13 protein-coding genes and 1 pseudogene are annotated in these 14,720 nt (G+C 41.8%); 4 read left to right on the forward strand and 10 right to left on the reverse strand.

Annotated elements, in window-relative coordinates:
* Positions 1-44: 44 nt before the first annotated feature.
* The 10 genes and pseudogenes from P7J49_RS07700 to P7J49_RS07745 form a co-directional block, all read right to left on the reverse strand.
* Positions 45-692 (reverse strand): annotated as a pseudogene (locus tag P7J49_RS07700) (Maf family protein).
* A 51-nt stretch (positions 693-743) separates the two neighbouring features.
* Entirely contained in the window at positions 744-2,858 is a 2,115-nt protein-coding gene (gene nt5e / locus P7J49_RS07705; RefSeq protein ID WP_408570340.1) for a cell surface ecto-5'-nucleotidase Nt5e, read from the reverse strand.
* Between the two features lie 130 nt (positions 2,859-2,988).
* Positions 2,989-4,257, reverse strand: a complete 1,269-nt coding sequence (locus P7J49_RS07710) for a dihydroorotase (RefSeq protein ID WP_408570341.1) — start codon at positions 4,255-4,257, stop codon at positions 2,989-2,991.
* 39 nt (positions 4,258-4,296) lie between these two features.
* Entirely contained in the window at positions 4,297-4,950 is a 654-nt protein-coding gene (locus P7J49_RS07715) for a uracil-DNA glycosylase (protein WP_408570342.1), read from the reverse strand.
* Between the two features lie 9 nt (positions 4,951-4,959).
* Entirely contained in the window at positions 4,960-5,886 is a 927-nt protein-coding gene (locus tag P7J49_RS07720; protein WP_408570343.1) for a glycosyltransferase family 2 protein, read from the reverse strand.
* Between the two features lie 108 nt (positions 5,887-5,994).
* A complete protein-coding gene (gene pyrE, locus P7J49_RS07725) occupies positions 5,995-6,627 on the reverse strand; it encodes an orotate phosphoribosyltransferase (protein WP_014637891.1) in 633 nt (210 codons plus the stop codon).
* A 137-nt stretch (positions 6,628-6,764) separates the two neighbouring features.
* Positions 6,765-7,091 (reverse strand): inorganic diphosphatase, encoded by a 327-nt coding sequence (locus tag P7J49_RS07730; protein ID WP_408570344.1) that lies wholly within the window; start codon positions 7,089-7,091, stop codon positions 6,765-6,767.
* Positions 7,084-7,779, reverse strand: coding sequence for an orotidine-5'-phosphate decarboxylase (pyrF, locus tag P7J49_RS07735; protein ID WP_408570345.1), 696 nt, complete (start codon positions 7,777-7,779; stop codon positions 7,084-7,086). The genes P7J49_RS07730 and pyrF overlap by 8 nt, the downstream gene beginning before the upstream one ends.
* Positions 7,780-7,943: 164 nt before the next feature.
* Positions 7,944-8,885, reverse strand: coding sequence for a dihydroorotate dehydrogenase (locus P7J49_RS07740; RefSeq protein ID WP_105257668.1), 942 nt, complete (start codon positions 8,883-8,885; stop codon positions 7,944-7,946).
* Positions 8,886-8,894: 9 nt separating this feature from the next.
* The gene (locus P7J49_RS07745; RefSeq protein ID WP_408570356.1) at positions 8,895-9,707 is read right to left on the reverse strand and encodes a dihydroorotate dehydrogenase electron transfer subunit; all 813 of its coding nucleotides are present in this window, start codon (positions 9,705-9,707) and stop codon (positions 8,895-8,897) included.
* 174 nt (positions 9,708-9,881) lie between these two features.
* Here P7J49_RS07745 and P7J49_RS07750 point away from each other — a divergent pair, with 174 nt between their 5' ends.
* The 4 genes from P7J49_RS07750 to glgA all read left to right on the forward strand — a co-directional run bounded on the left by P7J49_RS07750 (position 9,882) and on the right by glgA (position 14,665).
* Positions 9,882-10,793, forward strand: coding sequence for a LysR family transcriptional regulator (locus P7J49_RS07750; RefSeq protein ID WP_105108212.1), 912 nt, complete (start codon positions 9,882-9,884; stop codon positions 10,791-10,793).
* 162 nt (positions 10,794-10,955) lie between these two features.
* Complete coding sequence (locus tag P7J49_RS07755) at positions 10,956-12,083, forward strand: glucose-1-phosphate adenylyltransferase (RefSeq protein ID WP_408570346.1); 1,128 nt, start codon at positions 10,956-10,958, stop codon at positions 12,081-12,083.
* 12 nt (positions 12,084-12,095) lie between these two features.
* Entirely contained in the window at positions 12,096-13,211 is a 1,116-nt protein-coding gene (glgD, locus tag P7J49_RS07760) for a glucose-1-phosphate adenylyltransferase subunit GlgD (RefSeq protein ID WP_009909890.1), read from the forward strand.
* Positions 13,212-13,219: 8 nt separating this feature from the next.
* Positions 13,220-14,665 (forward strand): glycogen synthase GlgA, encoded by a 1,446-nt coding sequence (gene glgA, locus P7J49_RS07765; protein WP_099876364.1) that lies wholly within the window; start codon positions 13,220-13,222, stop codon positions 14,663-14,665.
* Positions 14,666-14,720: the final 55 nt, after the last annotated feature.

A 14,720-nucleotide genomic window follows, 5' to 3' on the forward strand; every position in this document is an offset into this window, starting at 1 on the left:
CCTTTTCGACCACTATTATACCACAAACTAGCTATTGAGCTCTGCTATTTTTCAAAACCTTCTTCAGAAAAAATCCTGCGGGAAACTTCTGCTACAGGTAGACCAATAATGGTGTGAATATCCCCAGAAATACCTGCCACAAAGCGTGGGTCAAGCTCCTGAATACCGTAGGCACCGGCCTTATCCAGTGGCTGCTTTTCACGGATATACGACTGAATAACCTCTTCAAGGGCTGGATAATAGTCGACAAAATCAATCTACGCAACCGTATAAAAAACATCCAGTGAGTGACTTGTCCGTAGGCAGACAGATGTGACAGCGTGATGGCTCTTTCCAAAATAGGAACGTAACATGGTTTCAGCTTCTGTCAAATCTTGAGGCTTGTTAAAAATTTGCCCATCTGACACGACGATTGTATCCGCAGAAATGTAGAGATGGCCAGTTACCAAATCCATGTCCGACTTGGCTTTGGAAATTTCACAACAGGTTTTTGCAGCTCGAGTGAGAAAATCATCTGTAGCGAATTGTTTCATAAAATGTTCTTCGATACCACGCTCATCCACTTCAACTGATGCGATTTGTGGTTGTAAAAATCCCAATAATTGTTTACGACGTGGGGAGTTGCTAAGCAGAACGTAAGTACTAATCTGCTCACGATCCCCCTCTTTTTGATATTGAAATACAGTTTGCATGTTTCCTCCAGTCAAAAACAGAGTCCGAAGACCCTGTTTTCAGATGATTGATTAATTTTCTTTTCTACGACCTACTGCCATGGCCAGTCCTGCAAGACCTAAACCAAACAGGCTGAGCGTCAGATTCATCTGGTCACCAGTATTTGGCAAGACTCCTGCTTTTGTAGTTTTTACTGGACTTGCTACTTCTGGTTTTTTATCTCCTACTTTTGGAGAATCAACTGGGACCTTCTTGTCCGTTGCTGAAGTATTTTGTGCTTGATTAGATGGTGAATCTGTATTTTCGGCTGGAACAGTTTCTGGATTTGATGCTGGATTTTCTGGATCAGTATCCAATAAAATCTCGATAAAGTCTGGGTAGCCATCTTCATCCGTATCAATGCTTGAATTTACAGGAATGATACGTGAATATGGGTTGACAACCTCATAAGCTGATAAGTCAGCTGTCTTTAGGTATTCAGCAAAGACGCTGTCCATTGAAGGACCTTCTTCACGTGCTCCGCCAAGCATTGTGTAGCCGTCACCACCAGCAGCAAGGAAGTCATTTGTTGCTAAATAGTACGTTTTTTCAAGATCCAAGGCGTCATATTCGCCAGTCTCTGGATTAAGAATACCGATAAGAAGAACACGTTCTTCTACAGGAAGAGTTGGATCGTAGAATACATTTGCTCCTGAAATGTGTAGGAATCCACCACTAGCTTCAAAGAGTGGCATACCATTTTCATCTAAAAGCATCTCGCCAGTTTCTGGATTCACTTGCAAAGTAGATGATAAAGACTTGGTAAACATATCATAAATTTGCTGACCAGTCACAGTGATTTGAGAAACAATGTTACCAAATGGCAAGACTGCAATAATATCACCTTTTGTAACAGGCTGATCTTTAGCAATTGTTGCACGCAGACCACCACCGTTAGTCACAGCAAGGCTAGTTTTGTTTGAAAATCCTGTTTGACCATAGGCATAGATTGCATCCGTCACTGCATTCCCCAAGTTGGTTTCACGAACACGCACGTTTGAGCGGTCTCCGTTGAATTCCACTGGGTTATTTTCAATAACTACTTGAGCATTTTCAGCTTCATATTTTGCTTTAATTTCATCAACCAAGGCTGCGATTTTAGCATTTGGCGTCACATTCTTAGTATCTGCGGCAGAAATCAAACCAGCTTCACCCAATAATTTATCGGATTTCAAGGTTACTTTACCGATATTGTTCAAGTAAGAACCTGTTTGATTATAAGTAACGTTATCTCCATAGGTAGTCGCTTCTACCGTGTGGGAATGACCGTCGATAACAATAACACGTTTACCAGCTAATTTACTATTTTTAGAAAGTGCTTCAGCAAGAGTTGAGCCTCTCCATTCAACAGGTGTTGTAGAATCGACACCTAGGTGAGCTAGAATGATATAGTTCTTGTAAACACGGTTATCTGCTAGAGCACGTGCTTCCACTTCGTCAATCACTTTATTGACTTCTGTGACTGGGTCGGTAAATGTTACTCCCTCAACATTTTTCGGATGGGTTTTTGTAGCAGTTTCAGGTGTTGTTACACCGATAACTACAAATTCATCACCTACAACAGTTGGAGTTTTATCGACGATAGTTGAAGCTTCAAAAACACGAGCGCCATTAACGTAAGTGTTAGCACTCAATAGCGGGAAGTTCAAAGTTTCCTTGTACTTGATTGCTTGATCCATCCCAAAGTCAAATTCATGGTTACCAACAGCCATTGCATCATAGCCGACTTGGTTCATGATATTGGCGCGGTCTTCACCTTTTGTAGAGTTGGAAATTGGAAGTCCTTGGAAGGCATCACCAGCATCTACTACAATTGTATTTTCTACTTTGGCACGTTCTTCTTCAATGACTGCCGCAGCCTTAGCGTCACCGATGACATTCTTTTCTTCAAGAATACGACCGTGAACGTCGTTTGTGTGGATAATGACTGCCTCTACTGTCTCTTCCACAGCAGGGACAACAGTTTCCTCCGTTGCTACGTTTTCAACTGACGTTGCTGGTACCGTAGCAGTTGCATCAGTCGTTGCTGGCTGATTGGTTGTGGTAGCTGCAGTCGTTGTCTCAGCAGCTTGTACTTGTTGAGCTAAAACAAATGGAGCCAACAAGAGTGTGGACATTACAGGCAACAAGATTTTTTTCTTTTTCATAAATAGACCTTTCTTCGGCATTTTTTATATCTCTATTATACACTTTTTAACAAAAAACAAAAACATTAAAATCGCTTACACGTCAAAAAGGTTCGAAATAAGCGAATTAGCTATCTAATCCGCTCATTTCCTATTTACCAAATACTATTTGTCCATTTGCAATGGTGTAAAGGACCTGTCCTTTCAGACTATCACCAACAAACGGAGAATTAGCAGACTTCGAGGCAAAATCCGCTGTGACCAACCGATTTGCATTGGGGTCAAAAATAACAAGATCAGCTGGGCCATTTTCAGCAAGATAGCCAGTATCAAGACCATAGAGCTTGGCTGGATTAATAGTCATTTTCTCCAGCAATTGCACGAGTGTCAGATGCCCTTCTTCCACCAGATGCATCAAACCAAGTGAAAGCGAGGTTTCTAAGCCTGTCATTCCTGATGGGGCCTTTGTGAGATCTTCTACATTTTTCTCATCTGCGTGATGAGGAGCATGATCCGTCGCAATGACAGAGATAACACCAGATTTCAACCCCTCAATAACCGCTAATCTGTCACTTTCCAAGCGTAATGGCGGATTCATCTTAGCATTGGCACCTTTTGTTAGAAGTAAGTCCTCAGTTCGTGAAAAATGTTGGGGGGCTACTTCTGCCGTGACGTTTGCTCCGAGACCTTGAACAAACTCAACCACCTTGACCGACTCGGCTTTGGATAGATGCTGGATATGAACACGCGCACCCGTTTCATAGGCAATCATGACATCGCGAGCGACCATGCTGTATTCTGCTACGCCTGTTGCTCCACAAACATGAAAATGTTTTTCAGCTACTTGCTCGTTGAGGCCCAAGACACCATTCAGGTCAGGGTCTTCTTCATGCAGACTGATGAGACAGCCCTGCTCTTTGGCTAATTTCATAGCTTGTCTAACCACACCAGCATTTGTCAAAGGAATACCGTCGTCCGAAAAGGCCACCGCTCCAGCTTCTAGCAAAGCAGGAAAATCGGTCAGGTTTTGCCCATCGAAATGATCTGTAATGGTTGCCACACTATAAATGTGAATAGCTTCTTTTTTAGCGGAATCCAATACTTCTTTTAAGGTTTCAACATTTGAAATCGTCGGATTGGTATTAGCCATCATGACAACAGAAGTAAAACCACCCGCTGCTGCAGAAAGAGCTCCTGTATGAATATCTTCTTTATGGGTCTGACCAGGCTCCCGAAAATGCACATGAACATCGACCAAACCAGGAGCAACGACTAATCCTGTCGCATCAATCACCTGTTCAACGTCAGCAGAAATCGACTCCGCGATCTTAACAATCTTACTTCCGTCCATCAAGATGTCGCAAACCTTGTCTAAACCGGATTGCGGATCCAACACTCGACCATTTTTCACTAATAACATTCATATTCTCCTTTGTAGTACCAAAGCCATTACCATCTACTATCGAAGCCAATCAATTCCTGTTCTGCCTTGTGAAGTCAAGTAGGCATTTGCTTGTGAGAAGGGCTTGCTTCCAAAGAAACCTCGATAGGCTGAAAGAGGGCTTGGATGAGCAGATTCGATAACCAGATGTTTTGGATTGGTTATCAACGCCTTTTTCTTGCGAGCATAAGCACCCCAAAGAATATAGACGACAGGCTGATCTAAGCTATTGACCACCTTAAAAACAGCGTCCGTAAAAGGCTCCCAGATTTGCCCTGCATGTCCATTTGCCTGACCTGCTGGAACAGTTAAACAAGCATTGAGCAAAAGCACACCTTGTTCCGCCCATGCTGTCAAATCATGATCTTGTTTGACGCCAATATCATCCGTCAATTCTTTTAAGATGTTTTGAAGAGATGGCGGAGCTGGTACCGAGTTCGGAACAGAAAATGACAAGCCCTGTGCCTGACCAGGTCCGTGATAGGGATCCTGTCCCAAAATAACCACTTTAACCTCTTCCAAATCCGTTGTTTGAATGGCAGCAAATACCTTCTCACGAGGCGGATAAATGGTTCCACCAGCATAAACATGATCTAAAAACTGATTAATTTTACCAAAATAATGCTCTGGCAACTGTGCCTTTATCAATTCGTGCCAAGCTGAATGTTCCATAAACTGCTCCTAGTTTGAACTTTTCTCTTTAACAATATAAATCGGACGTTTCTTCGTTTCCAAGAAAACTTTTGCCAAATATTTACCGAGAATACCAATGGTCATCAACTGCAGACCTCCCAAAAATAGGATGATACAAATAGTCGACGGCCAGCCAATTGTAGGATCTCCGAACACCAAGGTTTTGAAAACCACAAAAACCATTAGAACTAGCGACAATAGGAAGGTGAAAAAACCTGTATAGGAGGCAATATTCAAAGGTGTATCTGAAAAATTGATGATTCCTTCAATAGAATAAGAAAGCAATTTCCAGAAAGACCAACTAGTTTCACCAGCGACCCTCTCAACATTTTCATATAGCAAGTATTCTGTCTCGAATCCAACCCAGGCAAAAATTCCTTTTGAAAAGCGATTGTATTCAGACACAGATAGAATAGCATCTACCATGTGACGACGCATGAGACGGAAATCACGGGCACCGTCTACTACCTCGACCTGGCTGATTTTATTCATCAATTTGTAGAATAATTTCGCAAAAAAGCTACGAATCGGGGGCTCACCATCACGACTGACACGACGGGTTCCAACGCAATCTAAATCTGGATTTCCATCCAACATAGCCTTCATTTCCATCAACATTTCAGGTGGATCTTGCAAATCAACATCCATGACAGTCACTAGCTCACCTTTCGCAGCTTGTAGACCTGCATAGAGAGCGGCTTCTTTCCCGAAATTCCTTGAAAAGGAAAGATAGCGAACAGCTCGGTCTTGACCAGACAATTGGCGTAAAACCGTTAATGTCCTATCCTTTGAACCATCATTGACAAAAATATACTCAAATTGTTCCCCCATCTCCTTACGAACTTTCTCCATAGCATCGTAAAAATAGGGAATTGCCTCTTCTTCATTAAAACAAGGCACGATAACTGAAATCATGTTCTTCTCCTCATACGGTCAATTATTGTATTCTCAAAATACGTTAGAGACTATTATACCATTTTACAGGATAAGTTCCCAGAAATCGTGCGTGGGCTCGTTTTAAATCTAGTCTTCCTGCCAAGTTTCTTGATTTTGACGGAACTTTTTAAGCAGATTCAAACCATCTGCATTGATATATCCCTGTACTTTTGCGACCTTGATTAACTCTGAATAATTACTGAGCGTCACCAATTTCACGCCAGCATTGTCAAAATTACGATCTGCCTTTGGCAATTCATAAGTAAAGATTGCCACAACACCAATAACGTCAGCGCCTTCACGCTCAGCTGCTGCTACGGCATCTAGAACAGACCCTCCAGTAGAAATCAAGTCTTCAACGACAACCATTTTTTGTCCCTTGACGATGCGCCCCTCTAATTGATTCCCTGCACCATGGTCTTTTGGTTTGCTACGGATATAAGCAAATGGCAAATTCATCCGATCTGCAATGATAGCGCCATGAGGAATACCTGCTGTGGCCGTTCCGGCAATCACCTCAACCTCAGGAAATTCCTCTTCAATGCGTTGGACAAAGCCATCTTCAATCAAATTTCGAGTTTCAGGATAAGATAGTGTAATACGATTATCTGTATAGATAGGGGATTTGATACCTGATGCCCATGTAAACGGCTTTTCAGGGCGCAGATGAACTGCCTTAATATCCAATAAGTGTGATGCGATTTCTGTTGCTAGTGTCATAATAGACCTCCTTCTAAATGCGTACCATTCCAACATGACCATCCCGCCGAATAGCCTGTCACTCCTAAAGTATTGGTTCAATCTATGAACCCTACAAAAAACTATATTTATCCCTGTTGAATTCTTACAGACTTCTCCTAGTCCACCATTTCAATCCATGAATTAAAATACTGTTCAATGAAATTGGTTTTCTCTTTTATTTCTGTCACGGTAAGTTTTTCATCAAGACCTGTCAGAACCCATTTATCCTCAACATCATCTCTGCGATGGATAATCGTGACCAATTTCCCCTCGAAAGCTGTCAAAGGCTGCCGAACATCTTTGGAAATGATGTAAACATCTTGCTCTTCACCATCTCCAGCCAATAGATTTGGAATGTAGCCATAATTGATGGGGTACTGGTTGCCAAATTTATCAATATACCCGATAGGTCTATCGATTATAACCTGATAAACCTTATTCACGATTCCATTCCTCTTTAATAGACAAATAGGTCTGGTAAGGCTGTTCTGATTTTGTAATCGGACGCCCTACCACAATGTAATCACTACCGATTCGAGCAGCATCTGCTGGTGTCATAACTCGTTTCTGATCGCCTACTTCACCGCCAGTCGGACGAATCCCTGGCGTCAGGCACACAAAATCAGAACTTGTGGCATCTTTAATCAAAGCCACCTCATGCGCTGAACAAACCACCCCATCAAGACCAGCTTCTTGTGCTCTTTGAGCATAATGAACAACCGCTTCCTGCAAACTAGTCTGTATATTCTGGTCTGTTCTCATCTGCTCCTCTGAGGTAGAGGTCAACTGAGTGACCGCTATTAAAACAGCATCCTTACCCAATCCCCTTCGTGCTACCCGCATCATCTCAACACCACCAGCAGCGTGAACGTTGGTCATATCCACACCGAGTTTTGCCAAGACTTTCATAGCAGACTCGACGGTATTAGGAATATCATGCAGTTTCAAATCTAGAAAAATACTGTGACCACAGCCTTTCAAATAATTGATAATACCTGGTCCCTCCGCATAATACAACTCCATTCCAACCTTTACATAGAGTTTCTCATCTGCTGGAAACTGTTCCAGAAAAGACTGAACTTCTTCTATTCCTGCAAAGTCAAGGGCAATAATTGGTCTTGTTTCTTTCATAAAATCCTTTCATTTACACAAAAATCCCTGCCAAATCGGTCAGGGATGTGCACGAATTCAGCTTGAAAATCACCTTTCAAGCCTATTACATGACACCTTCCTAGCCTCTCTGGACTTAGTTAAAGGAGATATTTTCTTTATATTACTCTTTTATTTTACCTTTGTCAACGCTTACCCAAGCTATGTCTGATTTCTCGGCGTAAACCTTCCAAACTATCAATACCATAAACTTCCATGCGTTTTGGCAAGTCTTGAATAATCTTTGGACAAGCAAATGGGTCTGTAAAGTTGGCTGTTCCTACCCCTACAGCTGAAGCTCCTGCAACCATCATCTCTATAGCCTTGTCCGCCGTATCCACACCACCCATACCAATAATCGGTAAATCAGTCATCTGAGCAACCTGACGAATGAGTTTGAGAGCAACCGGAAAAACTGCTGGACCTGACATTCCTCCTGTACCATTTGCCAAGATTGGTTGTCGAGTTTTGAGATTGAATCGCATACCAACTAAGGTATTTATCATCGTCAAGCCAGTCGCTCCAGCATCCTCAGCAGCCTTGGCCAACAAGGTTATGTCTGCCACACTTGGTGTCAGCTTAACGTAAACAGGTACAGATGAGGCTTCGACTGCTGCTTTTACTGCTTGATAGGCTAATTCTGGCACCTGTCCAATCAAGAGACCATTATTTCCGTGGTCCACATTGGGACAGGAAATGTTCAGCTCGATAGCTTTTACGTTTGGGGCCTTTGAAATCTTTCCAGATACATAGGCATATTCTTCGTTAGAAAAACCAGCCACATTGGCAATGATTGGCAAATCTGGAAAATGTTGCGCTAGCCATGGTAATTTTTCGGATAAGACTGCATCAACACCTGGATTTTGAAGTCCAATGGCATTGAGCATACCTGCTGGTGTCTCGGCTACACGGGGAGTCGCATTGCCATAACGAGGATGACGGGTAGTCGCCTTAATCATAATGGAACCAAGCTGGTTAAGGTCATAATAATCTGCATACTCCTGACCAAAACCGAAGCAGCCAGAGGCTGGAATGATGGGATTTTTCAAGTCCAAGCCTGGTAAGGAAATCGCTAATCGTTTTGTCATTTCAACCTCCTATAAAATCAGACTGCCAGTCGCAAAGACTGGACCTTCCTTGCAGACACGCTTGTTCTCGTGTTCTTGTCCCTCTTTAGGTTTGACAACACAGGCATAGCACGCCCCCATCCCGCAAGCCATCCTAGCCTCCAGTGAAATGTAGGCATGAGGATGGTCCTGAAAGCGTTGGTCAACATAGTTCATCATAGCAGGCGCCCCACATGAGTAAATGGCTGCAAACTCGTTTGTCAGCTGTTCAACGACCGTTGCGACATTCCCCTTACGCCCATAGGAACCATCATCCGTTGTGACATAGACCACCCCGTAGCTTGCCAGTTCCTCTTCCAAAATGACGGCCTCTTTGGTGGCAAAACCAATGATTGACGTGACTTTGGCGCCACGGTTCGCCGCCTGTTTCGCCACTTCCACCAAGGGAGGAACACCGATTCCTCCTCCAATGATGAGAATGCGGTCATCTTCTTTGAGAAAGTCTACTTCAAACCCTTTCCCAAGCGGTCCCATAACATCCAAATACTGCCCAACAGTCATTTTCGAAAAGACTTCCGTCCCTTGACCTTCCACTCGGTAAATAATCCGACATTGAGACTTATTCCTATCAATCTCGGAAATAGATATTGGTCTCCGCAAGAGCATGGAATCATCTGGGACACGAATATGGATAAACTGACCCATTTTCATATCTTGGACCATATTACCCTGCAAGGTCATAGCAAAAATTCGTGGCGCTAGTTGGACTTGGTCCACCAGTAACATCTGTTCTTTTAAAATCATCTTTTCTCCTATTCTATATAACAATGACACAGAAAACAAGAAAGTCGATATAGAGAAAAAACCTTGCTGGCTAGCAAGGTTACACGAAAAGAAGGCAGCATTTGCCCTATTTATCACGTTCCCTTCTTCGCCTCTCTGGACTCAGTTAAAGGATAAATTGTTAGAATTATACATTTTTTAAAATAATTTGTCAAATCATGTTACAATAGAAGTATGAGAATCCAACAATTATACTATATTATCAAAATCGCAGAAACTGGCAGTATGAATGAGGCTGCCAAGCAACTCTTCATCACCCAACCCAGCCTTTCCAATGCCGTTCGTGACTTGGAAAAAGAAATGGATATCAAGATTTTTCTACGCAATTCAAAAGGGATTACACTGACCAAAGATGGTATGGAGTTTCTTTCCTATGCCCGTCAAATCGTAGAACAAACAGAACTATTGGAAGATCGCTATAAAAATCCAAATGCCAAACGGCAGCTATTTAGTGTATCGTCCCAGCACTATGCCTTTGTGGTCAACGCATTCGTTTCTTTATTGAAAGAGACAGACTTGGAGGATTACGAACTATTTCTACGGGAAACGCGGACATGGGAAATCATTGATGACGTTAAGAACTTCCGTTCAGAAATCGGTGTCCTATTCCTCAACCATTTCAACCGAGATGTTTTGTTAAAACTCTTGGACGATAACCGCCTATCTTATACGCATCTATTTACTGCGAAACCACATGTATTTGTCAGCAAGACAAATCCTTTAGCACAGAAGAAATCAATCACTCTTGATGATTTAGTGGATTTCCCCTATCTCAGCTATGAGCAAGGTATCCACAACTCCTTCTACTTTGCCGAAGAGATTTTGGCTCAGGAACACCATAAAAAATCGATCGTTGTTTCCGACCGAGCCACCCTCTTTAATCTCTTAATCGGTCTGGATGGCTATACAATCGCAACAGGTATCCTCAATTCAAATCTTAATGGAGATAATATCGTATCTATTCCACTTGAATTTGATGATGAGATTGAATTGGTCTACATTCAACATGAGAAAGCCATGTTATCAGACATGGGTGAAAAATTTATCAATTACTTGCTTGAAGAAGTAAAATTCGGTAAAAAATAAATCTATTCTTATATAGACATACACAAAACAATATGTTATAATATATTTATGAAAGCTTTTGAAAAGAAATTTGGAATATTTCACTTTTCTTCTAGGAAACGCTTTCATTTTTTTATAGTTTATGCTATAATACATGTATCATATATATTAAGGAGTGGTTAGATGGCTCAAAATAAAATGTTAGCTATGATTCTTGCTGGTGGACGTGGTACTCGTCTTGAAGGTTTGACAAAGAAAGTCGCTAAACCAGCGGTCGCATTTGGAGGAAAATACCGTATTATTGATTTTCCCCTCAGTAACTGTGCCAACTCTGGTATCGATATTGTCGGTGTATTGACCCAGTATGAACCTGTACTATTAAACTCTTATGTTGCACAATCCCAACGTTGGGGCTTGGACGTACAAGGTTCTGGTATCTTTGTCCTGCCACCAAGTGAGAAGATTGAAGGTTTTGGTCTTTACAAGGGCACAGCTGATGCAATCACTCAAAATATTGACTTCATCGATCTTCATGACCCTGAATACGTCCTCATTCTTTCAGGAGATCATATCTACAAGATGAACTACGACAAACTCCTTGATACTCATATTCAGAAAAAAGCTGATGCGACAATTGCTGTTATCGAAGTACCAATCAAAGAAGCCTCTCGCTTTGGTATTATGAATACGGATGAAGATTACCGCATTGAAGAATTCGAAGAAAAACCAGAAAATCCAAAGAGTAACTTGGCCTCAATGGGTATCTATATCTTCACATGGAAGACCTTGAAAAAATACCTCCAGGAAGATGACAAATTAGATACTTCTTCACACGATTTTGGACATGATATCATTCCAAAATACCTTGAAGATGGCCGTACTTTGATTGCACATCCATTCCGTGGCTATTGGAAAGACGTAGGTACTGTCAATAGCCTCTGGGAGTCTAATATGGACTTGATTGACCATGCAGGTGACTTAGACTTGTCCGACCGTTCTTGGAGAATCTATTCCGAAGACAAGGGCTCACCAGCTCAAGTAATTGGTGCAACTGCAACTGTAAAATCAGCCTATATTGATAAGGGGGCTGTCATTGACGGAACAATTGAACACTCTGTTATTTCTACAGATGTGCAAGTAAACCAAGATGCTGTTGTAAGAAATTCAGTTCTTCTACCGGGAGCTATTATTGGTGAAGGAGTTGAACTTGACTACGTCATCGTCGCTGAAAATATTAAAATTGCCGACGGAGTTAAACTCACAGGAGACATCGACCATATCCTCTTGATTGACAAGAATGTGACCAAGTAAGAAAGGACTGCTATGCTAAGAAATACTCTCGGAATTGTAAATATTGAAGGAAACAATGTACATTTTGGTGATGTGATGAAGCACCGTGGCGTACAAGCTTTCGGTTTCTTAGGTCGTTATCGCCTAATTGACTTTGCTCTATCCAATATGTCAAACTCTGGAATTACAGAATTCCAAGTGTACATGCCTGCCGAAATGCGTTCAACAATTCAGCACGTTGGTACAGGCAAACACTATAATATCAACAGTAAACGCGGTACCCTTCGCTTGCTCAATAGCGCAACAGACCCAAATAGTGTCTATCGTCATGATATTAATGCCTTCACAGAAAACATCCACTACATCGAAAATTCTACAAAAGATTATGTGCTAGTTGCTCCATCTTACTTTATCTATAGCCAGGATTTTTCAAAAGTCATGGATGACCATATCGCAACGGATGCTGATATTACCGTTCTTTATAAAAACGTTTCAGATGCTAAAGAAAATTTCATCGGCTGCCAAACTCTCAAATTTGGTGAAGACCATCGTGTCGTAGCTTTTGAGGAAAACCATGGTAAATATAAAAACCGTCCCGTTTCCCTTGAAGCCTACATTATGAAACGGACTACATTTATCGACTTGATTAAACGTGCTAACAAAGTGTCGTCTCTCTACTGGTTAAAAGATATTTTACGTGATACAGTTGACCAGTACAAGATTATGGGCTATGCACATCGTGATTATGTCGCATGTATCAATACGACTGCTTCCTACTTCAATACTCAAATTGAATTGATTGACCAAGATACCCGCAAACTCCTCTTCAAACATGATTGGCCAATCCATACCCAAACAAGTGATAGCTCACCATGTTTGTATGGTCCATTGGCAGAGGTCAAACGTAGCCTAATTTCAAACGGGGCAAACATCAATGGTCAAGTCGAAAATTCAGTCATTGACCGCGATGTTATCATCGAAGAAGGCGTTGTTATCAAAAACTCAATCATTCTCAATGGCGTGACAATCAAGAGTGGGGCAAATATTGAAAATGCAATTATCGATAAAGCAACTAAAATTATTCACCCAATTGACATCAAGGGAAGCGAAACTTCGCCTTCATACTTGAAACCACACCAAATCATTTAGGAGCTAACATGACAAAAAAATCTGTTCTCTTTGTAGCATCCGAGGGACTTCCGTTCATCAAGACTGGTGGTTTGGCCGATGTAATCGGTTCCTTACCTAAAGAATTGGTAAAACAGGGGTTGGACGTCCGAGTGGTACTTCCTCTCTATAAGAAAATTGCTATCAATAACCATGCTGATTTCGATTACGTATCAAGTTTTGATGTGCGGGCTGGCGACATCCAATCTATGGCAAATGTTTACAGTCAGGTTGTTGATGGAGTGACATTCTATTTTATTGAGCACCGCGATTTCTTTGAACGCGATGAACTATATGGATACGACGATGATGCTATGCGTTTTGGCTATTTCCAACATGCTACATGTCGTCTGTTAGAAGCACTTCATTTCTTCCCGGATGTCATGCACACACATGACTGGCACACTGCTGCCCTTCCATTCCTTTGCCGTACTTTCTATAGCTACCGCGAAGAATTCCGCAATATCAAGCATGTATTCACTATTCATAACTTGGCTTTTCAGGGAATTTTCCACAAACAAGCACTTTGGTCAGCGCTTGGCATGGACTATAGCTACTATTTGGATGGTATTGCTCGTTTTCATGATGAATGTATCAGCTTCATGAAGCTTGGTATTCTATACGCTGACAAGGTTACTACAGTTTCTGAAACTTATGCTCGCGAAATCCTAACGGAAGAATTCGGCGAAAACATGCAACATGTACTAGAGTTGCGCAAATATGACTTGGTTGGTATTGTCAATGGTATCGACTATGACAGTTGGGATAGTCAAACAGACCAGTACCTTGTGAGAAATTATAGTCTTGAAACGATTGAAAGTAAAAAGGCTAATAAACTGGCCCTGCAAGCACAATTTGCCCTTCCACAAGATGAGAATGTCCTATTGATAGGTATCGTCTCTCGTTTGACATGGCAAAAAGGGTTCTACCTCTTGACCGAGGTACTTGGTCATCTTCTTCAAGCCCATGTCCAATTTGTTATCTTAGGCAATGGTGAGGAAGACATTGAAAATGCCTTTAATCACTTTAAACACGCTTATCCTGATAAATTTGCATTCTACCGTGGTTACAATGAACCACTTGCCCACCAAATTTATGCAGCAAGCGATCTTTTCCTCATGCCTTCTATGTTTGAACCATGCGGCATTAGCCAGTTGATTTCAATGCATTACGGAACACTCCCTCTAGTGCGTGAAACAGGTGGCTTGGTTGATACTGTAGCACCATACAATATGTCTACCAAAGAAGGAACTGGTTTTAGCTTTGGAGGGCGTGACGCTTACAATATGCGACAAGTCTATGATTTAGCCCTTCAAACCTACTATGATCGTCCCGATGACTGGCATGCCATGGTTGAACAAGCTATGAAGCGTGATTTTAGTTGGACAGCTTCGGCAGAGAAATACATCTGGCTCTACCGTGAAATTAGTGGTTAGGAAATAAGATGAAAAAATAAACTGAATCGGAGTGGGACCCTAGTCCACTCCTTTT

It is taken from the genome of Streptococcus suis (assembly GCF_046032515.1).
In the GTDB taxonomy this organism is placed as follows: Bacteria; Bacillota; Bacilli; order Lactobacillales; family Streptococcaceae; genus Streptococcus; species Streptococcus suis_AL.